Annotated in this window: 27 protein-coding genes; 3 read left to right on the top strand and 24 right to left on the bottom strand. The window is 40.4% G+C overall.

All coding sequences use genetic code 11. The features are described 5' to 3' along the window. Nucleotides 1-32: 32 nt before the first annotated feature. The 6 genes from xerD to ACXADT_RS11615 form a co-directional block, all read right to left on the bottom strand. Nucleotides 33-923 (bottom strand): site-specific tyrosine recombinase XerD, encoded by an 891-nt coding sequence (gene xerD, locus ACXADT_RS11640; protein WP_474811306.1) that lies wholly within the window; start codon nucleotides 921-923, stop codon nucleotides 33-35. A gap of 14 nt (nucleotides 924-937) precedes the next feature. Continuing rightward, nucleotides 938-1,165, bottom strand: coding sequence for a YqzK family protein (locus ACXADT_RS11635; RefSeq protein WP_270180579.1), 228 nt, complete (start codon nucleotides 1,163-1,165; stop codon nucleotides 938-940). 97 nt (nucleotides 1,166-1,262) lie between these two features. Next, nucleotides 1,263-1,745: a ferric iron uptake transcriptional regulator gene (fur, locus tag ACXADT_RS11630; protein ID WP_270179132.1), complete on the bottom strand. Its 483-nt coding sequence runs from the start codon at nucleotides 1,743-1,745 to the stop codon at nucleotides 1,263-1,265. 111 nt (nucleotides 1,746-1,856) lie between these two features. Beyond that, nucleotides 1,857-2,498, bottom strand: coding sequence for a stage II sporulation protein M (spoIIM, locus tag ACXADT_RS11625; protein WP_474835415.1), 642 nt, complete (start codon nucleotides 2,496-2,498; stop codon nucleotides 1,857-1,859). Nucleotides 2,499-2,572: 74 nt separating this feature from the next. Further along, the gene (locus ACXADT_RS11620; RefSeq protein ID WP_474835413.1) at nucleotides 2,573-3,733 is read right to left on the bottom strand and encodes an endonuclease Q family protein; all 1,161 of its coding nucleotides are present in this window, start codon (nucleotides 3,731-3,733) and stop codon (nucleotides 2,573-2,575) included. 9 nt (nucleotides 3,734-3,742) lie between these two features. Beyond that, a complete protein-coding gene (locus tag ACXADT_RS11615; RefSeq protein ID WP_270179135.1) occupies nucleotides 3,743-4,282 on the bottom strand; it encodes an NUDIX hydrolase in 540 nt (179 codons plus the stop codon). 115 nt (nucleotides 4,283-4,397) lie between these two features. Between ACXADT_RS11615 and mciZ the strand changes: the two genes are divergently transcribed. Then, nucleotides 4,398-4,556: a Z-ring formation inhibitor MciZ gene (mciZ, locus tag ACXADT_RS11610; RefSeq protein WP_270179136.1), complete on the top strand. Its 159-nt coding sequence runs from the start codon at nucleotides 4,398-4,400 to the stop codon at nucleotides 4,554-4,556. Nucleotides 4,557-4,628: 72 nt separating this feature from the next. Here mciZ and ACXADT_RS11605 read toward each other — a convergent pair whose 3' ends face one another. Next, nucleotides 4,629-5,171 carry a cysteine hydrolase family protein gene (locus ACXADT_RS11605; RefSeq protein ID WP_474835411.1) on the bottom strand — a complete coding sequence of 181 codons (543 nt, stop codon included), beginning with the start codon at nucleotides 5,169-5,171 and terminating at the stop codon, nucleotides 4,629-4,631. Nucleotides 5,172-5,300: 129 nt separating this feature from the next. On the opposite strand from ACXADT_RS11605, the gene ACXADT_RS11600 reads away from it, so the two are divergent. Further along, nucleotides 5,301-6,212, top strand: coding sequence for an aldo/keto reductase (locus tag ACXADT_RS11600; RefSeq protein ID WP_270179138.1), 912 nt, complete (start codon nucleotides 5,301-5,303; stop codon nucleotides 6,210-6,212). A gap of 36 nt (nucleotides 6,213-6,248) precedes the next feature. Here the strand turns inward: ACXADT_RS11600 and ACXADT_RS11595 are convergent, their stop codons facing one another. The 3 genes from ACXADT_RS11595 to ACXADT_RS11585 are packed head-to-tail and all read right to left on the bottom strand — an operon-like array spanning nucleotide 6,249 to nucleotide 8,822. After that, the gene (locus ACXADT_RS11595; protein ID WP_270179139.1) at nucleotides 6,249-6,917 is read right to left on the bottom strand and encodes a CoA transferase subunit B; all 669 of its coding nucleotides are present in this window, start codon (nucleotides 6,915-6,917) and stop codon (nucleotides 6,249-6,251) included. An 11-nt stretch (nucleotides 6,918-6,928) separates the two neighbouring features. After that, a complete protein-coding gene (locus ACXADT_RS11590) occupies nucleotides 6,929-7,615 on the bottom strand; it encodes a CoA transferase subunit A (protein WP_270179140.1) in 687 nt (228 codons plus the stop codon). A 22-nt stretch (nucleotides 7,616-7,637) separates the two neighbouring features. Then, on the bottom strand, nucleotides 7,638-8,822 hold the full coding sequence (locus tag ACXADT_RS11585; protein WP_474835408.1) for an acetyl-CoA C-acetyltransferase: 1,185 nt from the start codon (nucleotides 8,820-8,822) through the stop codon (nucleotides 7,638-7,640). 157 nt (nucleotides 8,823-8,979) lie between these two features. Between ACXADT_RS11585 and ACXADT_RS11580 the strand changes: the two genes are divergently transcribed. Continuing rightward, complete coding sequence (locus tag ACXADT_RS11580; protein ID WP_474835465.1) at nucleotides 8,980-9,897, top strand: hydroxymethylglutaryl-CoA lyase; 918 nt, start codon at nucleotides 8,980-8,982, stop codon at nucleotides 9,895-9,897. Between the two features lie 49 nt (nucleotides 9,898-9,946). Here ACXADT_RS11580 and ACXADT_RS11575 read toward each other — a convergent pair whose 3' ends face one another. The 14 genes from ACXADT_RS11575 to ACXADT_RS11510 form a co-directional block, all read right to left on the bottom strand. Further along, entirely contained in the window at nucleotides 9,947-10,108 is a 162-nt protein-coding gene (locus ACXADT_RS11575; protein WP_270179143.1) for a hypothetical protein, read from the bottom strand. A 17-nt stretch (nucleotides 10,109-10,125) separates the two neighbouring features. Continuing rightward, nucleotides 10,126-10,443, bottom strand: a complete 318-nt coding sequence (locus ACXADT_RS11570; protein WP_474835406.1) for an iron-sulfur cluster biosynthesis family protein — start codon at nucleotides 10,441-10,443, stop codon at nucleotides 10,126-10,128. A gap of 219 nt (nucleotides 10,444-10,662) precedes the next feature. Next, nucleotides 10,663-11,742 carry an FAD-dependent oxidoreductase gene (locus ACXADT_RS11565; RefSeq protein ID WP_474835404.1) on the bottom strand — a complete coding sequence of 360 codons (1,080 nt, stop codon included), beginning with the start codon at nucleotides 11,740-11,742 and terminating at the stop codon, nucleotides 10,663-10,665. Between the two features lie 18 nt (nucleotides 11,743-11,760). Next, nucleotides 11,761-13,197, bottom strand: a complete 1,437-nt coding sequence (locus ACXADT_RS11560; protein WP_474835402.1) for a dihydrolipoyl dehydrogenase family protein — start codon at nucleotides 13,195-13,197, stop codon at nucleotides 11,761-11,763. Between the two features lie 4 nt (nucleotides 13,198-13,201). Further along, nucleotides 13,202-13,783, bottom strand: a complete 582-nt coding sequence (locus tag ACXADT_RS11555; RefSeq protein WP_270179147.1) for a CDP-alcohol phosphatidyltransferase family protein — start codon at nucleotides 13,781-13,783, stop codon at nucleotides 13,202-13,204. Nucleotides 13,784-13,800: 17 nt separating this feature from the next. Continuing rightward, nucleotides 13,801-14,454, bottom strand: coding sequence for a TVP38/TMEM64 family protein (locus ACXADT_RS11550; protein WP_474835400.1), 654 nt, complete (start codon nucleotides 14,452-14,454; stop codon nucleotides 13,801-13,803). Beyond that, nucleotides 14,451-15,440 carry an ABC transporter ATP-binding protein gene (locus ACXADT_RS11545; RefSeq protein WP_474835398.1) on the bottom strand — a complete coding sequence of 330 codons (990 nt, stop codon included), beginning with the start codon at nucleotides 15,438-15,440 and terminating at the stop codon, nucleotides 14,451-14,453. The genes ACXADT_RS11550 and ACXADT_RS11545 overlap by 4 nt, the downstream gene beginning before the upstream one ends. 16 nt (nucleotides 15,441-15,456) lie before the next feature. Next, the gene (locus ACXADT_RS11540) at nucleotides 15,457-16,278 is read right to left on the bottom strand and encodes an ABC transporter permease (protein ID WP_270179150.1); all 822 of its coding nucleotides are present in this window, start codon (nucleotides 16,276-16,278) and stop codon (nucleotides 15,457-15,459) included. Then, nucleotides 16,275-17,138, bottom strand: coding sequence for an ABC transporter permease (locus tag ACXADT_RS11535; RefSeq protein WP_474811283.1), 864 nt, complete (start codon nucleotides 17,136-17,138; stop codon nucleotides 16,275-16,277). Before ACXADT_RS11535 ends, ACXADT_RS11540 begins: the two co-directional genes overlap by 4 nt. Continuing rightward, entirely contained in the window at nucleotides 17,128-18,366 is a 1,239-nt protein-coding gene (locus ACXADT_RS11530; protein WP_474835395.1) for an ABC transporter substrate-binding protein, read from the bottom strand. The genes ACXADT_RS11535 and ACXADT_RS11530 overlap by 11 nt, the downstream gene beginning before the upstream one ends. Nucleotides 18,367-18,562: 196 nt before the next feature. Continuing rightward, nucleotides 18,563-19,909, bottom strand: coding sequence for a copper amine oxidase (locus ACXADT_RS11525; protein ID WP_270180580.1), 1,347 nt, complete (start codon nucleotides 19,907-19,909; stop codon nucleotides 18,563-18,565). Nucleotides 19,910-20,159: 250 nt separating this feature from the next. Then, nucleotides 20,160-20,591 carry a GNAT family N-acetyltransferase gene (locus ACXADT_RS11520; protein ID WP_270179153.1) on the bottom strand — a complete coding sequence of 144 codons (432 nt, stop codon included), beginning with the start codon at nucleotides 20,589-20,591 and terminating at the stop codon, nucleotides 20,160-20,162. Between the two features lie 87 nt (nucleotides 20,592-20,678). After that, nucleotides 20,679-21,242, bottom strand: coding sequence for a GNAT family N-acetyltransferase (locus ACXADT_RS11515; protein WP_474811278.1), 564 nt, complete (start codon nucleotides 21,240-21,242; stop codon nucleotides 20,679-20,681). A 58-nt stretch (nucleotides 21,243-21,300) separates the two neighbouring features. Further along, nucleotides 21,301-22,014, bottom strand: a complete 714-nt coding sequence (locus ACXADT_RS11510) for a class I SAM-dependent methyltransferase (RefSeq protein ID WP_474835463.1) — start codon at nucleotides 22,012-22,014, stop codon at nucleotides 21,301-21,303. Between the last annotated feature and the right edge of the window lie 144 nt (nucleotides 22,015-22,158).

The raw sequence follows: 22,158 nt of genomic DNA, 5'->3' as shown, positions 1-22,158 counted from the left end.
TCAACGACCAGATTGATCTCTGGAAAAGCGAATTAAGCTCTTGGGTGGTATGTTGAGTAAATATCTTTCAACCTGGCCTTCGTTACATGTGTGTATATCTGTGTTGTCGAAATATCAGCATGACCTAACAATTCCTGAACCGCTCTTAAATCTGCTCCGTTTTCAAGTAGATGTGTAGCGAAAGAATGCCTTAGTGTATGCGGAGTAAGAGGCTTTACAATATTCGAATGCAGCGCAAGCTTTTTGAGGATTTTCCAGAATCCTTGCCTAGAAAGTCTCTCACCATGATGATTGAGGAAAAGCGCATCTGATTTTTTTCGTTTTAATAGCGCACTTCTTCCCTCATCTAAATAGAGCTGCAATGCATCACGTGCCATCTTACCTAAAGGAACGATCCTCTCCTTATTGCCTTTGCCTATCGTGCGTATAAATCCCATCGTTAAGTGGATATCCTCCAAGTTTAAATCCACTAACTCAGAAACACGAAGTCCTGTAGCGTAGAGTACTTCAAGCATCGCACGGTCCCGTTTACCGAACGGAGTTGAATGATCAGGTGCTTCAAGCAGCTGTTCGACTTCTGATGTAGAAAGGATTTTCGGTAATTTTCTTTCAGCTTTCGGCGTTTCAATATGTACGGAAGGATCTTGATCGGTCTCTTTTTCTCTTAAGAGAAATTGATGAAAGGATCGTATCGAAGCAATGTTACGCGCTATGGTCGTTGAGGCTCTACCGTTATCCTTTAATTCGTATAAGTAATTGACGATGTGCACACGCCTTACATCCTGCAATGAAGTAAGTGATTCTTGTTCTGTTAAGTGCTTTGTATATTGAGCCAGATCTCGCCTATAAGCATCGAGAGTATTTTTTGATAGGCTCCGCTCAACGATTAAATAATGTAAAAAATCCTGTACCTGGTCCTCCATAAGCGAAAACTCCCTTATTCACCAGTTTGGAAAAACAAACCGAGCCTCTCAAGGAAAATCTGCTGAGGTACTGACTCCATCTGCACCACTTTGACTGCCTTTCCCTCTGGCTCATCATACCGGTGGTAATTTTGATACTCTTGATTTACCCAGAGAATTCCAAAGTAAAACAGCAGCGTGCAGCCTGTGAATAACAAGAATACCTTCATAGTATCTAAAACAAGCAATAGACCCCTAACCATCATATGCACCTCCATCTCTAGTAAAAGATATGCCAGATAAGGAGATTTTTATACATAGCATGTTTGATAAGGGGCTCTTTTGCGTTCATTATAATTGTTAGGAACGATTCGCTGTTTCCTCTTCAGGCTGCTCAGCTTGTTCTTGGCTTTGACAGCGGTAGCAAATCCCATGAAATGTTAAACGATGATCTTTGATTTTGAAGTTCCAATCTTTCTCGACAACTTCTTCTACGTCTCCAAGTAGATCTTCTTGTATTTCGTCTACTGCTCCACACTCAATACATACGAGGTGATGATGAAAATGGGCAGCGCCTTCTTGTCTTAGATCAAATCTGGATACGCCATCACCGAAATTAATTTTGTCAACGATTTTCAATTCTGCCAGTAACTCTAGCGTTCTGTATACTGTAGCCAGTCCAATTTCTGGAGACTTTTCTTTAACGAGAAGGTAAACGTCTTCAGCACTCAAATGATCTTCCTCATTCTCAAGAAGTACTCTAACGGTTGCTTCACGTTGAGGTGTCAGCTTATAGCTTTGAGAATGAAGCTGTTTCTTAATTCGATCGATTCTGCTTTCCATATCCCTTATTCCCTCCCTCGATCGATGCCAATTTCATTATAAGCAGTAGAAAAAAAGGTGTCAAACTAAAATAATTATCAATAGCACTTTATAATCATTATTATATAATAATTACTGAATATCAACTACAGCTTTAATTAATGAAGGGGATAAGTAAGCTTCAAACCATGATGCTAGAAAAAGCACGCACAGGGAACCGAGAACTAATAAAGAAAACCGAATGAATGGGGGAAAGATCAACTCTGTTTTCCGTTTCATGAACAGCTGTCTAACAAGTCGAAGAGAAAATGTTAGAGAAGCTGTTCCGATCACGATAAATACAGGAACTGCCAATACATTCTGAGGAAAAACGGATACAAACGCCAATAGAAAACCTTTCCAACTCATTTGATTCACTAGAAAACCTACTGTGAAACCGACTACGATCCCCTTTAAAAACAACATTACTAAAATAATCGGTAGACCGATCACTGTCAATCCTAGTAGCCACATCAATCCGATATATTTCACATAATGTGTAAAGCTTTGCTGAAACATCTCTGAGGAAGTCGCAAACTGTCCCTCTGACACTTGTCCAAAAAATCGGCTTAAATAGAGAGCGAGGTCTTCTTTTTGGGTTAGACTTAAGCTGTTAACAATGACTGCCCCGAAAACGATCCCCATGAGAAATAACACAGCGATGAATGTATAAATCGAAAGATGGTCAGTAATATGTGTCGAAATGATCTGCTTCAACTGTCGACTCCGATTCATAAGAACTCCCCCTCCAAACTGCTCTTGGTAAAGTCTATGAATCGAATACTAGGCGTATGACAGTTGCTAGATTGTCACTCTTCTGTTCTTACTTTGCCGTATTTTCCTCCCCCACCTTTTTCGATCGTGAGTTCTCCGTTTCTTGCAAGGTTAATAAGTCTCGCTATCTTAGAAGACACTACTGTCGCAAGTTCCTTTTCCTTAGCTCGGTGTAAAATATTCATTTCATTTCCAAAATGATCTAACAGTCGACTTAACGTCTTTGGTCCGATACCAGGTATATATTCAAGAGGAACATGATGGATATATTCTGGCCCCATGGGCTTAGTAGTTGTAGAACGTAATTCTTTAATTCGATTCGAGACACCCTTGATCAATTTCGTGCCCTTACAGGTTTGACATTCTCTCCCGTGAACGCTTGTTTCACACTTTGCACAAACTGTTTCGAAATACTTACCTAGTTCAGGGTCTAACCCATAGTTTCTAACAATGTGTCTCTCGTCCACGTTCATTAATGCTTTCTTCCATTCCTGAAAACTAGGAGTTTTCACCTTCAATTGCTGATACTCTCGTGCGATTTTTGGCGTCGAATGGGCATCAGAATTCGTAAGAAATGGTAAAGCATGGAGTTCTGCTATCTCATCTGCCATCATTGTGTTCGATGATAATCCCAATTCTACAGCATCGATTAAACTGATATCGAACACTTCTTTTAACGAGTATGAAACGCCTCTACCAAACAAACTTTTAAAAGGAGTAAAAATATGAGCGGGGATAAACAATCCGCCGAGTTCTTTAACTTTACGCTGCAACGTTTGTGCATCTTCATAAATTCGTTGCGAGCTCAAATGAATATTAGTCATCCGGCCTATCAACCACTCTGAAAAATGTTTCATAGTAATCAAATCAGGCAAATAAACTAATACGTGAATAGGACCTTTGCAATTTTCGTCATAGATCTCGATCTCACTACCTAGAATTAACGTAAGATCTCCAAACCTAATACCACCGTCATCCAATTCATAACCATTCCCTACTCTGACCTCATTTTCTAAATCAGCGATCACTTCAGGAACATGACAATCAATTATACCGATCATGTCCAATCCTTTACGATTTGAAGCTTCATCTAAGATCGAAGAAAGTGTTAGAGAGTCAGATGCAGTGATTTTCACCGGTTTATAAGAAGAAGTTCTTCCAATATGTATGTGAAAATCTGCATAACAATCAATCATAGCGCAACGTCACCTTTGGTTCATTTTCAAATAAAGCAAAGCATAAGCCGTTTTTGCATCATGCACTTCTTTTGTGTTGACCATTTCTTCTAATTCATCTAACGATAGATAAAGGACATCAAGGAACTCATCTTCATCGGCAGACTGTTCTCCCTTTTTCACTAGCCCCTCTGCAACATAAAGATGAACTAATTCGTTCGCAAATCCAGGGGAAGTATAAAATGATATGACTTCTTTTAACGATTGACATGTATAGCCCGTTTCTTCTTCAAGCTCTCTAACAGCAGTAATTTCAGGCTCTTCTCCAACTTCTAATTTTCCTGCTGGAATTTCAACGATCGATTTGCCTAGCGCCTTCCTATATTGCCTTACAGCAAGAATTTTATTATCAGGCGTTATTGCGATAACTGCAACAGCTCCAGGATGGTCGATGAGTTCTCGCTTACTCTTCTTTCCGTTCGGGAGTTCTACATCTTCAACTCTTAAATTGATTATTCGACCCTCATAGAGTGTTTCTGAACGAAGGGTCTTTTCATATAGATGATCCATGTCCTCTCATCTCCTGGTTCTAAAATTTCTATCCGATACATAAAGTCTATCACAACAGACAGATAATAGGGGCAGATCAGATGATTATGTATCGATCAAGTAGGAGGGTAAACGAGTGAAAATTTATATACAATCTAACGGAGTTACAATGGTAGGGAAACCGAAGCAGATCCAATTAATGATCAAGCACTATATGAAACACTACGACACGATTGAAGAGTGGATCCAAGCACCTCCATCAAAATCAAAATCACATTTAAAATTGATTCAATAAAAAGCTGCCCGATATAGGGCAGCTTCTTTAGTCGTTGTTTGAAATAAATAGCCATTGCGTCTAACGAGTTTATCAATCCCTTATTTCTGTATGAAAGATGGTTTTCATCTGTTCGAGAAAAACGTCATGATGATCTGTGAATGTGGCCATCGCACGTTTGTGTGCAACGGTTTTGAAGCCTCTTGCATAAGCGCCATAAGCGGTAAGAAAATCACATATGTCTGTACAAACACCTGTTAAATGAACAGTTTCTACTCCTTTTGACCGCAATAGCTCTTCGAGGTTCGTGTTGTAGAAAGCATCATATTCTGGCTTTGGTACATACTCTACACACCTATGGTCTTGATGCTCCTCATACCAGTCTTGGAGCTCTCCATACAATTCTTGTCCCCAAGATCCTATAACATTATGGACAGGCCATAGTTCAAAATGTGAATCTTGTTCACTATGTGCGTCCATACAGATGATCACTTCATTCCCTTCTGCTATAAACGAGCTAGCAATCGAGAGGATATGAGGTACGATTTCTTGACCCTTTAATCCTACTGTTAAATTCCCTTTGTCGTGAATAAAATCATTACTCATATCGATTATTAAAAGAGCTTCTTTCCCCATCAAAACGCCTCCTCAACCATTAACTATACCAGTCGATTTGACAAGTGACAAGACACTCATATCATTAGCGTTAAGTGCTCTTGTCACGATACACTAGTGGTAGTTATTTTAATGGGAGGTAGGTATAAGATGAAGAAGAATCAATTAGGCAAATCCAACCTTCAAGTGAGTGAAATCGGATTCGGCACGATGTCTATCGGCACGGATCGCGAAAAAGGGATCTCACTCATTCGTGAAGCGATCGATAACGGCGTTAACTTTATTGATACTGCCGATCTTTATGATTTTGGGTTGAACGAAGAAATTGTTGGGGAAGCACTTCAAGGCAGAAGAGAATCCGTCATCCTCTCGACAAAAGGTGGAAATCACTGGGAGGAAGGAAAAGAAGGTTGGTATTGGGACCCTTCAAAAGAACATATCAAAAATGCATGTAAGCAAAGTTTAAAACGGTTGAAGACCGACTATATCGATCTTTACCAACTGCATGGTGGTACGATTGACGACCCGATTGATGAGACGATCGAGGCTTTTGAAGAATTAAAACAAGAAGGTCTCATCCGTGAATATGGAATCTCGAGTATTCGCCCGAATGTGATTCGAGAGTATGTTAATCGCTCATCTATTGCATCCGTCATGATGCAGTACAGCATTCTTGATCGCCGCCCTGAAGAAGAAATACTAGATTTGCTACACAAGAATAACATCAGTGTGATTGCAAGAGGACCACTCGCTAAAGGCATGCTAACAGACCGATTCGAACATAAAGTAAAAGACGACGGATTTCTAACGCATTCTAAAGATGACGTACTTGAAATAGCGAGAAAACTATCCGATATGCAAGGAAACGAACGGAATATGACGCAAACTGCTTTACGATATACCCTTGCTCATCCAGCAGTAGCAACTGCAATACCTGGAGCAAGTAAGAGCGAACAGCTGCTTTCTAACCTCACAGCGCAAAATGCGCCTGAATTAACCCAAAATGAGATTAACGAGATACGATCGATCTCAACAGCCAATACTTATGATAAGCACCGGTAAGTAAAAACGCAGTCTCACGGAGACTGCGTTTCTCTATTAATATGCGTCCATTATGACGTCTTTCACAATAATTTCTGGCTCAGTAGAGGCTTTAATTTCATCAACAGTATATCCTTCAGCAACTTCCCTGAGGACCAACCCTTCATCGGCTACATCGAATACAGCTCGGTCTGTGATGATTCGATTGACCACACCTTTCCCAGTTAAAGGTAATGAACATTCATTTAGTATTTTCGGATCACCGCTCTTATTAACGTGATCCATGATTACGACGATACGTTTAGCACCATGTACTAAATCCATTGCACCGCCCATACCTTTAATCATCTTACCTGGAATCATCCAATTCGCAAGGTCACCATTCTTCGAAACTTCCATACCTCCAAGAATTGCAACGTCTATATGACCTCCACGAATCATAGCGAACGATTCAGCACTATCAAAGTAAGCTGCTCCTTGCATCGCTGTTACCGTTTCCTTACCAGCGTTGATCAAGTCTGGATCCACTTCACCTTCCGATGGATAAGGTCCAATACCTAGAAGACCGTTTTCGGATTGAAGTACGATCTTTTTGCCATCAGGGATATGGTTCGCAACCATCGTTGGCATTCCGATTCCTAGATTCACATAAAAGCCATCGCTGATTTCTTTTTCTGCACGTCTCGCAATTTTCTCTCTAACTGCTGCTTTATCCACTTTTGTCATAGTTAGCCTCCTTACCTAGTCGTTAGTCTTTCGATTCTCTTTTCTTGTTCACCAACAATCACTTTTTGAACATAGATACTAGGGGTATGAATTTGATCAGGCTCAAGCGCTCCGTTTTCAACGAGCTCTTCAACTTCTGCAATCGTCACCTCACCTGCTGCTGCAATCATAGGGTTAAAGTTTCTAGCCGTTTTGTTGTAGATAAGGTTTCCCATCAAGTCTGCTTTGGCAGCTCGAACGAGTGAAAAGTCTGCTTTAATCGCAGGTTCAAGCAAGTATTCCTTTCCATCAAAACTCCTTACCTCTTTTCCTTCAGCAATCGGAGTGCCTACTCCTGCTGGTGTATAGAATGCTGGAATACCGGCTCCTCCAGCACGAATTCGTTCAGCTAGTGTACCTTGAGGAATCAATTCTACTTCTAATTCACCTGATAGAACTTGCCTTTCAAACTCTTTGTTTTCACCTACGTAGGAACCTACCATCTTCTTAATCTGCTTATTCTTCAACAAAAGACCAAGACCCCAGTCGTCTACACCACAATTGTTTGATATGACGGTCAGATCTTTCACACCTTTGTCTCGGATAGCCATAATTAAATTTTCAGGAATACCAACAAGACCAAATCCACCTACTAAGAGCGTTGCACCATCTTGAATATCCTTCACTGCTTCGTCGAATGAGTTAAGTATCGGTTTCATATCGAATATGCCTCCTTCATTTTTACGGTCTTTCTACGATTGTCGCTACTCCTTGTCCGCCTCCAATACAGAGGGTAGCAAGTCCATAGCGATTGTTTCTTCGCTTCATTTCGTGAAGTAGTGTTACGAAGACCCTCGTTCCACTTGCTCCGATTGGGTGTCCAAGTGCGATCGCACCACCATTTACATTAAGAATCTCACGATTAAAGTCTAAATCTCTTCCGACAGCGAGCGACTGTGCAGCAAATGCCTCGTTTGCTTCTACTAAGTCCATATCGCTCATGGATAGATTTGCTCTCTCAAGAACTTTCTTCGTTGCAGGAACAGGACCAAGTCCCATTACACTAGGATCTACTCCACCACTCGCGTTCGCTTTTATAATCGCCAGATATTCAACACCTAGTTCTTCTGCTTTCTTACGACTCATCAAAACAACAGCTGCTGCTCCATCATTTATTCCTGAGGCATTACCTGCTGTTACGCGTCCGTCTTTTCTAAAAGCTGGTTTTAATTTCCCAAGCTTTTCAGCAGTTGTACCCGGTTTTACATATTCATCTGTATCAAAGACTACTGGATCACCTTTTCGCTTTGGAATCGAAACGGGTATGATCTCGTCTGTAAAACGTCCTGCTTCAATTGCAGCCTGTGCTTTTTGCTGACTTTGAGCTGCGAATTCATCCATTTCTTCTCGGCTGAGGTTGTAATGGTCACATAAATTTTCTGCTGTTACACCCATATGGTAATCATTGAACGCACACCATAGGCCATCATGAACCATGCTGTCGATCATCTTTTGATCACCCATTCTTAAGCCGTCCCTAGCTCCATTCAAGAGATAAGGTGCCTGGCTCATGTTTTCCATTCCACCAGCAACGACGATGTCCTGTTCACCAAGCATGATCGATTGCGCACCAAGGTGAACAGTTTTCAAGCCTGAGCCGCACACTTTATTAATCGTCATCGCAGGAGTAGTGACTGGAATCTCAGCTTTTATAGCTGCTTGTCTAGCTGGATTTTGACCTAGCCCTGCTTGAAGTACATTTCCCATGATGACTTCTTGTATTTGATCAGGCGTTATGCCGGCTCGTCGTATCGATTCTTGAATCGCTAGTGCCCCAAGCTCTGGTGCTGAAACACTCTTTAGGGCACCATTAAAAGATCCGATCGGCGTTCTGACAGCGCTTACAATTACTACATCTTGATTCATGTCATTTTCCTCCTTAAAGTGACTCTCTTCTACATAATTCTTAATTTAATCAGAAAACTCCTTCAAACAAAAAGAATTCCCATTATTCTAACGATTTCCTTGCAACTGTCAATAAGCTCTGTTTTAATGAAAAAGATAACGCTTACAAATAAAGGGGCTGATCGTAATGATACCAAATCAAGCTACGATAATCGAAGTAGGTCCAAGAGATGGACTTCAAAATGAAGCAAATTACGTTCCTACAGAAAATAAAATATCATTCATAAAAGCATTGAAAGATTCGGGCGTGCGTGAGATGGAGCTTACTTCTTTTGTTTCCCCAAAATGGGTTCCACAAATGAAAGATGCAAAAGAAATTGTCAACTCATGTCTAGATGAGTCAAGAAATTTTGTGCTTGCCCCAAATAGAAAAGGAATTGAACGAGTAAAAGAAACTTCTGTTTCAGCCGTTGCGCTGTTCGCAGGTGTAAGTAATTCATTCAATAAAAAGAACAGCAACAAAGAGACGGTTCAATTATTAGAAGAATTGGTTGCGTTAGTAGATGAACTAAAGCGTGACGGTTTCTTTGTCCGAGCCTGTATCTCAACAGCTTTCTACTGCCCGTATGAGGGAAAGATGACCTTAAAGGATACGTTAGGTGTTTGTAGAACATTCGTTGAAGCAGGGGTCGACGAGCTTAGTGTAGCAGATACGATTGGCATGGCAACCCCAGAGGAGTCCTACAACCTCTTTCATACACTAAAAAGTGAATTTCCAAACACTCTTTTAACAGCACATTTTCATGATACGAGAGGAATGGCGCTTGCAAACATTTACGCTTGCCTTACTGCAGGCATATCAAGGTTTGACACGTCAGCAGGCGGGCTAGGCGGGTGTCCTTTTGCGAAAGGAGCAACGGGTAATGTCGCAACAGAGAGTGTCGTTTATATGCTAGAACGAATGGGGGTCGAAACTGGTATCGACTTAGAAAAACTTATGAAAGCGATCGATGAAATCGAACCGCACCTCTCTCGTTCCATTCACACACCATACCGCTCTCTCCATCAAAAAGAAGCGTCTGCTGAACTAAACTAACATATTACGATTTTGGTAAATTAAAAAGGAGCACTTTTTTGTGCTCCTTTTATCCTTTGAAAATCGTAAGGATCGTGCTATAGATTAAAGCTAAAATAATTCCTCCAATGAATGAAATCCGATCCATTTTCTTTTCTTTAATAAAATTTGAGATTCCTTTCACAATCATATAAACAACAAAAAACATAAGAAAATACATAAAAAATGACACGTTACATGCCTCCTAAATTATGAAATGCGATTGATGTATCGCATTCTTGGGTTCAATATCTCATTGTCGCTTTTAAGCATGAAACAATGGTATTTTGGTAAATAGTCCAGCTTCATGTTTTCATCAAAAAACACCTTATATTGTTTCTGCACAAGAACAGGTCTGAAATTCGTTTCTAGCTCTAGATCATAATCCCCAACCTCTGAATCTAATACTAGTTGTGTTACACCGTTGACGACACATCCACAATCCTCAATATCATAGTTCAATTTAAGAAAACCGTTTTGTTCTTTTTCTAGTCTTTCAATCGCTCTATCTGTAAAATTTAAATTCATCTTTTCACTCCTTTTCTCCTCACAATCGCAAGGCAAAAATTAACCTCACGAAACTCACTTAATACGCTTGGCTTAAGATATATCGCTTAACTAAATTGTTCAAGCCTCAATTTAGCTACTAAGCTTTCACTTCTATTATAAACGCGAACGCCATGAAATTGCACATCCTGTGATGAAGTGAACCTAAGAAAGCAGGCTTCGCAGCCTGCTTTCTTAGGTTTATTTGTAAATTTCAACAAACTTCCGATCGATTTTATTTTTTAACTTCCATGAAAGATGGTGGTGAAAACTTAAGTTACTATATAATAATAGACCTTCACGGTTTCCCGTGGAAAGGATAGAGAGATAACTTTGCTTCGGTTGAAAACGGGTTCCGTCTTCTCCTTTTATAAAGGCTTTAATGTTATCCCAAAGCACTTTTGACTGCCTAACAGCGATGACTCCTGACTTTGGAAGTTTCGGAAACCCTTTTATTGAAGCGCAATCTCCCGCAGCAAAAATAGCAGGGTATTCCCTTACTTGTAGTGTATCTTCGACTAGCAAATAACCTTGAGGATCAACTGGCAATTTTGACGTTTGAAAAATGCCAGGCGCTTTAGGACCCGTCAACCATAATAGTTCATCATAAGCGATTTGCTTACCTCCGGCAGTGACAACATGGGAGGAAGTAACGTTCGATACTTTTTCATGTTCATATACTTTTAACCCTTTTTCCTTTGCAATCTCTTGAATCTTAGACGTTGCCTTTTCAGTTTCTCCTGCTAAAAGCGTAGATTGGGTTACTAACGTTACTGGAGCATCTTCCGAACGTCTTTTTGCATGTAAAGAGAGCGCCATTTCGATTCCTGCTGCACCTCCACCTACAACAACCGGCTCATCTGCGTCCCACAACTTACTTACTACTTCTTCAATTCGATAAGTAGGTTTAATTCGTAACGCATGTTGCCTTACACCAGGCACATCGATCCCACCCGTGTAGGATCCGATATCAATTGATAAAACATCGTAAGGAACAATATCACCCTTTTCAGTCAGCACCACTTTCGCTTCTGCATCGATCGACAATGCTGCGCCTTTAATAAAAGTGACATTTGCTTTTTTAGCGAGGGTCGGTATGTGAATACGAATCTTTTCGAATTCATATAACCCCTCCATAAATCCTGAAAACATTCCTGAATAATACTGGTGCTCAGACGGTGAAATGACTGATACCTCGGCATCTATTGCTTCTTCTTGTAGTTTTTTTATCACATAAAGGTGAGCATGACCTCCACCGATCAACAATAATTTCTTTTTCAATCAAATCATCCTTTTCTCTTACCGAACCCACTTAATGTACTTTTCAGCAACCTTTGGAATGACACCATCGAAGAGTTTTTCACGCCAATATAAATCTGAAGCTTGATTCAGAATTGCTCCTTTGGTCGGGTACGGATGTATAACCGTCGATAGATCTCCTAGCTTATGTCCATGTTCTTTTGCAAACACGATTTCCTGCATCCAGCTCGAAGCATCTTCGCCTACGGCATGGGCCCCTAACACTTTCCCTTTCGAATCAGTGATTACCTTCACAAGACCGTCTTTCTTACGTTCTGCTATAAAACGGTCGACATCGCTAATATCAACTTTAAATATACGCACATCCTCACCGTGTTTTTCTCTTGCCTCGCTCTCAGTTAATCCAAGATGAAAGATTTCAGGATCAGTGTACGTCACCCATGGTACATTATCATACTTCACTTTTCTTCTTAAACCGAACACAGCATTTTGTACGATCAATTTCCCTTCCATTCCGGCTCCATGCGTGAATGGAAAAGCTCCATTGACGTCACCGATCGCATAAATATGAGACTTCGATGTTTGAAGCTGCTCATTTACTGTAATGTAGCCTTTGTTGGATTCCACACCAGCCGCTTCAAGGTTTAACTTGTCGGTATTAGGCTTTCGTCCTGTCGACATCATAATCTCATGAACGACGAGCTCTTCTTCTTTGCCATCAACTTTATATGTGACAACTTTTCTTCCTTCACGTGTGAATACTCCTGTTACCTCTGCATTATAGATAAAGGACAGTTCTTTTTCTAGAATCTCTCGAGCTACTGGAATAATGTCACTATCTTCTTTTTTTAAGATAGTATCTGACGTTTCGATGACAGTAACATTCGATCCAAACCTTGCTAATGATTGAGCAAGTTCGAGACCAACGACTCCCCCACCTATAAATACAATACTCTCAGGTAGGTGATCTAAATTGAAGATGGATTCATTCGTTAAGAAAGAGACGTTATCTACTCCTTCAAGAGGAGGAACGTTCGGGCTGGACCCTGTTGAAATGACGATCCGCTTACCTGAAATGGAGGTTTGTCCATCAATCGACACAGTATGTTCATCGACAAAAGATCCTTTTCCCCGATAGATTGTTACGCCTAGTTCCTCAAAACGTTCATCGCTATCTACTTCTTGTATTTCTTCGATCGCTTCATGAACGCGTTCGATCGCGCGTTGGAATCGAACCTCTCCATTTACTGTTAAGCCAAATTCTTTAGCACCTTTATAGACAGCATGAACCTCTTTTGCTGCAGTAATAAAGGCTTTTGAAGGTACGCATCCAAAATGCAAACAATCTCCGCCAAGTCCTGGCTGGTCATCAATCAACGCTACACTCGCACCCATGTTAGCGGCACCTGCTGCAGCAGTTAACCCTCCTGAACCTCCTCCTATTACGATCAGATCATATTTTTCCAATCTAAACACCTCTCTATCCGAGTATTCTTTTTGCTTCAGTAAGTCTTTGTATGCTTGTAAATAGTTCGATTGCTAAGAACAATAGGGTAAGTAGCGTTAAGTACCCAGGAAAGAGAATCATAGCAGTAAACAATAAAAAACCTTCTGTCCGTTCAGCTGCACCTGCTTGGTAATAAAATGATTTGATTCCTTGTTTTTCTGAAACAGCTCCTACCGTTAAGAAGATCGTCATTGCGAATATGATCGAGGTACTCAATAATAACAATGCCCACATCGATTCAGGGAATGCAAAGGCAAGTCCTAAAATCACACTTATCTCTACAACTCGATCAAAACTTACGTCTAATACTGTTCCAAATGCTGAGGGCTTCGTTTTCCTTGCCATCGTCCCATCCACAGCATCTAAATATCCAGAAACCCATAATACAATGATCGCTAGAACAGGATGATCTAGATAAATAAACAACCCGGATGTGACCCCGATAATAAACGATATGATCGTTACCTGGTTCGCACTAAGACCTATCTTAAGTAACCAGCCTGCGGTTCTATCCATAACAGGCTGTACATATTTCCTGCCATGAGTATCGAGCACAGTACACCATCCTTCGATTAAATTTCTTCTTCTAATTCTGATCCGAATGCCTTTTTACGTATATACAACGTGATTAATAGGAGAACCAATAAAATAACCGATACAATTGCAACCGATTTGATATTGTTTGATAAAAAACTCGCACCTAAAAAGTTCAGAACAAGCGCACCAGGAAGCATACCTACTAACGTTGCAAAATAATATTTCTTCTTATCAACATTAGAAACACCGCACACGTAACTGACGAGGTCAAAATGCAGAAAGGGGACCAACCTTAATAGCAACACGTATGCGAATCCTTGCTCTGAGAGCCCTTTTTCTAATTTCTCTCCTCGCTTGCGCAAAGCTTCTGGTAGAGCCTTGAAGCCTAGTTTTCGAGCAGCAAGAAAGAAAAGAAGTGCTCCAGTCGATCCCCCTACTACAGCTAAGAGCGTTCCAATATACGGACCAAAAACCAAGCCACCCGCTATAGAAAGTACCGATGTTGGAAATAAAATGAACGGCCTGCCTATACAAGCTATAAGGAAGATCACAGGCGCATAAAGTCCAAAAGACGAAATCCACGAACGAATTTGGGAAGGGCGCAGGTTGAACACATTCTCATTTAGCAAGTAAATGCCTATCACAAGACATATCACAACGATCCCTTTTACTAGCGCTCTAATCGTCATGGGGTATTGCTCCATTCACGTCCGTTTCGATCATACGGGTATACGTGCGCTGCTTTTAACACAACATCTTGACCAGGTTCTAATTTGTCTTCAGAAGGAACGAGAATGGTTCCACCCTCCCAAGATACACGGTAACAAACTGAATTGTTCTTCACTGTAAGCGCGGTTACCTTTCCAGGAATAGAAACCAGCTCCTGATCATTTTGAACTCTATTATGTGGATCTATAGCAGTTATATGATGTTGAGGCACAAATCCTTTTTCTAAAGGAAGACCTTCCCCTATGATTCTTGCACTTTCTGTAGAGGAAGGGTACGTTACAACATCATAAGGAGTCCCCTGTTGTATCAATCGACCCTCATTCATGACCGCAAGCATGTCTGCCAACTCGATCGCTTCATCCCTGTCGTGCGTAATAAATAAAGATGTAATGTTTTCCTCCCGTAATATTTCCTTTACTTCACCCCTTAAAGATTCTCGAAGCGAAGCGTCTAAAGAACTGAATGGTTCGTCAAGTAATAGTAAATCTGGCTTTAACACAAGTGCTCTTGCTAGAGAAACCCGCTGCTTCTGGCCACCAGAAAGTTCATGCGGATAGGCATCCTTCCAAGGTGAAAGCTTAACCTTTTGTATCATGTCTAGTGCTTCTGAGATCCGCTCTTTTTTAGGAACCTTTTTCCTTTTCAATCCATACGTGATGTTCTCGAGCACGGATAGATGGGGAAATAATAAGGAATCTTGGAACATCAGAACGATCGAACGTTTTTCAGGTTTGGTTTTTTTCACCGACTTTCCATTGAGCATAATATCTCCACTGTCGATCGACTCAAGTCCTGCTAGGCAGCGTAGTAACGTTGATTTTCCACATCCTGAAGGTCCAACAATCGTTGCATGTTCTCCCTTTTTCAGAGAAAAAGATACACCTTTTAAGATCGGCTCTCCCGAATAGTTTTTGGTTAACTGGTTACATTGAATAAGGTCATTCATACCTATAAACTTCCTTTCAAATTCGATTGACTACCCGAATGACCGCTCTTAATGCTATTTCTGCAACTCCTACAAATAGGAGTGGAAGTAAAGCAAATAATAATGAGAATCCAGCGATAACTGCTTCATTGGAGCTTGAAAAATAAGGATAGTATAGCAAAGGCAGTGTTGTTACAACCCCTCCACCGATAATTGCTGTTAGGGCATATTGCCCAAGAGATATCACAAATGTTAATAGCATTAAGCTTCTAATGCTTGGAATCAGTAAAGGTAGAGAAACTGTAAAAAAACGTGCGACTGCCCCTGAACCGAGCACTGCCGCTTGTTCAATCAAGCCTTTTCCAAGTCGTTCATACCCTGCCCTCATGATACGAATCGAGTACGGCAAGGTTGGTATTAAATGAACGAGTAATACCCCGCTTAGACGATCTGCCAATCCAAACTGAATCAAGGTATACTGTAAGCCCATTGCTAATAAGATGCCTGGAATCAAAATAGGTGACAATAGGAATGCCTCGATAAGGAACTTTCCTTTAAACGAATACATCGCTAATGCTCTTGCTGCCGGCATCGCTATGATTAAATTTAACAGTACTACCATTATTCCCAGTTTTAACGTTGTAATGAGAGAATCTACCAGTGCGGGATCACTAAAAATAACCTCCCACCCATCAAGGCCAAGTTCTCTTGGGAACAGAATCGGCCACTTCCAATCAGAAGCAAAACTTTTTACTACGATCGTAATGAGAGGAAGAATGAACAACATCATAAAAACAAACAACGTGATAAGAACGATCACCTTTCTTCTCTTCCCTGAAATAATTTCATTTAACCTCATCGCACTCTCCCTTTAATTAAGCGTAGCCTATGCTTTTGTATAAGTTTGAATGAGATTCCCGCTAAGAGGAGTGAAACGCCCCCAGGTATGATCATTGCTGCAAAAGCTAAAGGACGATTGCTCCAATCTCCGCTATAGAACCAATCGAATGCATGAACAGGCAACATTTCAGGCCTTGTTACTCCTAACAAATAGGGAACCTCAAAAGCAGTCGAAACAAAAGCGATCAAAATGATGGCAACTTCTAATAATATCGGGAGAAGCCATGGCCATTCAACAGTTTTAAACTCATCCCATTTGCTCCCCCCTAACGTTCTAACCACCTCTGAATAACGATGATCGATTTCGTAATAAACTGGGAGAAGCATAAGAATAACAAACGGAACTTCTTTCCAGACATATGTGAGGATGATTCCCACTCCTCGTGTATCCTGGACGAGTATCGGAAACATCGATCTGTCGTTTATTAATCCAATTTGAAAAAGCAAGGAAGAAAGTAATCCGCTCTGTGAAAGAAATAGGAAAACGAGATATCCTGCTACAAAGTGAGGAATCAAGATTGGAATCCATACGAGTCCCTTTACAAAAGAGTGCTGAAATAAACGATACAGTATTCTAGTCAGCACAAGGCCAATAACTAGCGAGAGAATGGTAGAGATGAGGGTAATCCAAAATGTAAACTTTAAGGATCTTAAAAAGGAATCGCTTCTAAAAAGTTCCTCGTAAAACTCAAACGTCCACTTTCCCCCTATTGTTTGCATGCTTTGAATTACAGCAGACCACATCCCATAACCTACTAGGAATAAGATGATGATCACTGCAGGCGTTAAGTAAAACCATGCTTTATGCTTATTCTTCAAAAACCTTGTTTCCCCAATCATTCATAATCCACTCCGTATAACCTGTATCTAAATCTGGAAGCTTGTACGTATTCAACCTTTCGGAAGAAATTACACTTTCACCGCGATTTAGTGAGTCAACTTTATTCTTTTCTTCTTCCTCGAGCTTATCATAGTTTAGTACCATCCCTTCTCCCCACATCTTTGGATCCATCTTAGCAATTTGAGCTTTAGGAGACTCTAAGAAGTTAATGACCGTCATCGCTCCGGAGGGGTTAGGGCTATTAAATGGGATGCTTAAATAATGATTGTTAGAAATAGAGCCAGGTGATTCAAGAACAAACGATTTTGTGCTTTTAGGGAACGTACCATCTTTAATTAAACTTTCCGCTCTCGCTTCATTGAAACCCATCGTCATCCAGACTTCCCCTTGGCTGTACAACGTATCTAACTTCGTCAATGACTCAGGATACGTTTCGCCATTTCGCCATAGGTTTGGTTTAATTTCATTTAGGTATGACCACACATACTCTCCGTTCTTCTCAACTAAATCTTGATCAAACTCTTTTGCCATCGTATCAACACGATCTGGCGCACTAGCTACCAGCAGATGCTTTACGAACGTGTTCCCAGTGAAATCAGAAACGTTAGGATAAGTGAATTTCCCTGGGTTCTCAGAAATCCAAGCTTTCAATTCATCCAACGTTTTAGGTGGTGTTTCAATTTTATTCGAGTCATAATTAAATACAAATTGAACGCTCCCCCATGGTGCTTCTAAACCATCTACTTTCGTTCCTTGATCAAAAGCTGCTGATGGATCATCATTTCCGATATATTTCTTGAAGTTAGGCAATTTATTTGTAAAAGAGCCTAGAAGCAAATTAGCGTTTTTTGCATTCTTAAAATTTGCACCGTTGATCCAAATAATATCGATCGTTCCTTTATTCTTACCTGCTTTCTTTTCTGTTAATAGCTTTTGCATGAACTCTTCTGTATTCATCGGTTGTCTGTTCAATGTAATATTATGTTTCTCTTTTAGCTCAGGAGCAGCCCAATCATCGATGTATCGATTGATCCCTTCATCTCCTCCCCACATGAACAGATTAACTTCTGTTCCTTCTGCATCTTTTTCAATTTCCGTCCAATCTTTTGAAAGTACTTCTTCGTTACTAGCCTCGCCTTCTGTACTATTGCCACAAGCTGTCAACATAATCAAACCGGCTATAAAGATAAATAATTTCCATTTCATTCTAAAACCTCCATTTCGTGAAAGTGCGCGCACAAGTTTACCATAATTACTTTATGTTTATAAAAATAAACTCCTATCTTAATTATATCTTGTTCAAACAAATTTTGTTGTAATACACCTTACAGAGTATGTTTTTAGATAAAAAAACAGCAATAGCGCGTGGGCTATTGCTGTTCGATGAAGAGTATTAGCTGTATTAGCTATCTTTTTGCAATTTTCTTCTAACCACTACACCTGTCGCTGCCATCGTAGCTAGAACAGCTGCCAATATCCACTCGATCGGCATCTGCTGTTCAGCAGTACCTCCCATACCTGTTTTTGGCATGTCCGTTGGCATACTCATTGCAAACTTGTCTGGGAACTGGTCAGTAAACGCTCCTGAAAGTCCTTTAGCAGGCTTGTACATATGAGCATAAGCTTCTCTTACAGAATCATAAGCAGCATCATAATCTTCGTTTGTGTAGCTATCAAATGCTCCGACTAATTGGTTCACGTGCATTTGGAGACCTTCAGCTAATGCATCCGACTTGAGACGGCCTTCTGTCGCTGTTTCTAAGAAGCTAGAGAAGTCAGCACGGTAGTTATCTAGAGCCTCTAATGCTTTTTCCTTCGCTGCTTCGTCTTCCGCACCTGTTGCTTGTACATATTCTACGAAGTTACCGATATGACCAGACCACATTTCATTAAACTTCATGCCAGCCTCTTCACCGTAAACTGATGAAATTGCTGCAGTGAGAGCTTCTGTATTTTTATTTAGAGCTTGCGCTGACGCTTCAAAGTCGTCTGAACCATCGATACCGTTCTGCATCGTCATCATTGCCAAACCAGCATGCTCTGAAAGCAGGTGACCAAGAGTTGCACGGAGGTCTGATGCAGGTGTTACGGCTTTAGTCTCATCGAACTTCTCAGGGAATTGATCGGTAATCGCACTTGAGAAACCTTTTGCTACTCCATGCATGTGAGCAATCGCTTCACGTTCTTGTGCATAAGCTTTCTCGTAATCTCCTGCAACATAGCTATCGAATGAACCGATTAACTGGTCGATGTGCATCTGAAGACCTTTTGTTAAAGATTCTGCTTCTAGACGTTCACCAGTTGCTGTTTCAAGGAATTTTGAAAACTCTTCTTTATAACCTTCAAGATTGTTAAGCGCTTCTTGCTTTGCTTCTTCATCTTCACTTCCTGTTGCTTTAACATAATCTACGAAGAATCCGATGTGGTCACTCCAGATTTGGTTGAACTGATTCCCAGCTTCTTCACCGTATACTGAAGAAATCGCTCCCGTTAGCGCTTCTGTATTTTCGCTAAGTGCTCCAGCTGATGCTTCAAAATCATCCGCACCTTCTGCTCCTTTTCTCATCGTTTCAACTGCAAGATATGCGTGCTCACTAAGTAGATGTCCTAGTGTAGCTCTAAGATCTGCAGCCGGCGTTTCAACTGTAGGCTTGTCCGCATGGTTACCGTGATCATCTGCAAATGCGCCTGTCGGCATCAATAGAGAAAAACTTAGTGGGACGATCATGAGTCCTTTCTTCCAGTCGATTACTCTTTTCTTCAAATTATTTTCCGTATTCATGTTACATCCACTCCCCTTAAATTTTTATACATCTAGCTAACGGAATGGATTAGAAGTTGGATCATCTTTTTTATGATTTTTTTTAAAAACACTCGTGATAATCCTCTAGAACCCTTGATAATAATGGATTTAGAACGGTTATAGAATTTGGGGTAATTAGTCGTAAAATAAAAAAGACCCCTTATGCTACTCAAGCAAAGGGGCCTTTCAGTTCTGATTATTTGTAGACCATAATGGTTTGCATTTCTTTGAATCCAATATCTTTATAGATATATTTCGCAAAATTAGATGAGTAAACATTTAAACGTATTTCCTCAAAACCTTGTTCTTTAAGATCACGAATACTTGCTTGTACTAATTTTTTTGAATAGCCTTTTCCTCGAAACTCTGGAAATACAAATACATCATAGATGAATCCGTGTTTGATACCCGTAAAGTAATCCGTGTTTTCTCCAATCAATACCCAACCCGCGATTTGATCGCCATCTCGATATACAAGATGATATCCCCCGCGTTCAAGGATTGAAGTAACGATTTCGATCGCTTTGTCTTCTTTTATAATTCCAGGGTTTGTCGTCCCCTCATTTACCGACTGAATTGAATTCGATAAGATGTATTCTTTTTCTTCGGCACTTGCACGTTCAATCAACTATGTCCCCTCCTTGCAGTTCTTTTATGGTATTTCTTTATAATGAAGCTTTGTTCCTGCTAGTTTATCGAATTGGGTAACTTTACCTCACTGCCTTACCTTTGCATAGATTGATGTGTCCCTCAATTGTTCTCCATCTATCGAAACGTCTTCATTCTGTAAAATTCCTTCTAGTGAAAATCCTAGTCGCTCTATGATTCTCATACTACGATTATTTTTCGTGTCACACCTTACTTCCACTCTTCTCGCATGTAATTCCTTGAACGCAAATTCTGTTATTGCTCGAACAGCTTCAGTCATATATCCATTACCAGAATGTCGAGTGTCAATCCAATACCCTACTTCAAATTTTCTAACGTTCCAATCAATTCTATGTAAGCCGGATGACCCTATAAAATCCCCAGTATCTTTATGATAGATGTGTAACCTTAAATCTTCTCTTTTAAGGAAGGCGGCATGAGCTTCTCTTACGTTTTCTTCTACCTCTTCCTTAGATTGGTCGTTTTTCGCAAAGGGCATCCATAGCTTTAATTCAGCTCTTGATGCTTGAATCGATTCATGCACGACAAGGCCATCTCCAGGGAGAGGACATCGTATATACAACCGTTCAGTATGAATCTCGTGAGGAAAATCTATTAAAATCGGTTTCATTTAGCAGCCTCCAAAACGTTATAAATGTCAGAATTATACCACTAAACCAAATGATTTGTCATTTATAGCCCAGCAACACTTTCACTCTGATCTCTTCTTTAAATTTGCCTTCTGAATGAATACTTAATAACTCACGTTTTACTTCAGCTTCAAAATCATCAACATTACTTCCCAGGTAGCTCTTCAATCCGTATGAAGTGGAATAATGATGACCTAATAACGTTTCGATTGTCCAATAATGCTCATAAGGTTCACATTCTACTTTTTCTATAGAAAATGGAGACTTCTCAATCACTTCTTCATGACTTAATGTAGGATGGGAATATGTACCGCTACCTGCTCGACGCTCCTCGCCATACCACTTCTTAGCAACCTTAGAGAATGCAATCTGCCAATCCTCTAAAACGTTATCTGGTTGATAATCGTCAATAACCGCTATTCCCCCAGCTTTCTGGATTGTAGGATAAAGCTTTTCTAAAAAATGGGAACGATTCAGCCAGTGAAAAGACTTCCCCATTGTTACTAACTTAAATGATTCATGATGTTGAAGGTTAATAAATTTTTCCACATCTGCTAACTTCCACTCGATATTCGAAATTTTTAATAGGTTTGCCATTTGACTTGCTTCCTGTAACATTCCTTCATCAACATCTACACCTACGATATGTTTTGACCAATCTGCTAACCTGATCGCAAGCTGACCTGGTCCACAACCTACATCCAACACTCGATCTTGAGACGACAGATGAAAACGGTCCACTACTAACCGAATGACTTCGGAAGGATAACGTAGCCTATACGCTGCATAAAATGGTGCCGCACCTTTAAATAGATCTGTGTAAATTTGAAACTCCTCCCAGAATCCCTTTTTGAAAGACGGTTTCTCTTATATACTTAAACAATACCATACTAGAAA

Source organism: Anaerobacillus sp. ABR4_321, assembly GCF_056158505.1.
This window is presented reverse-complemented; position numbering and strand designations above follow the sequence as displayed.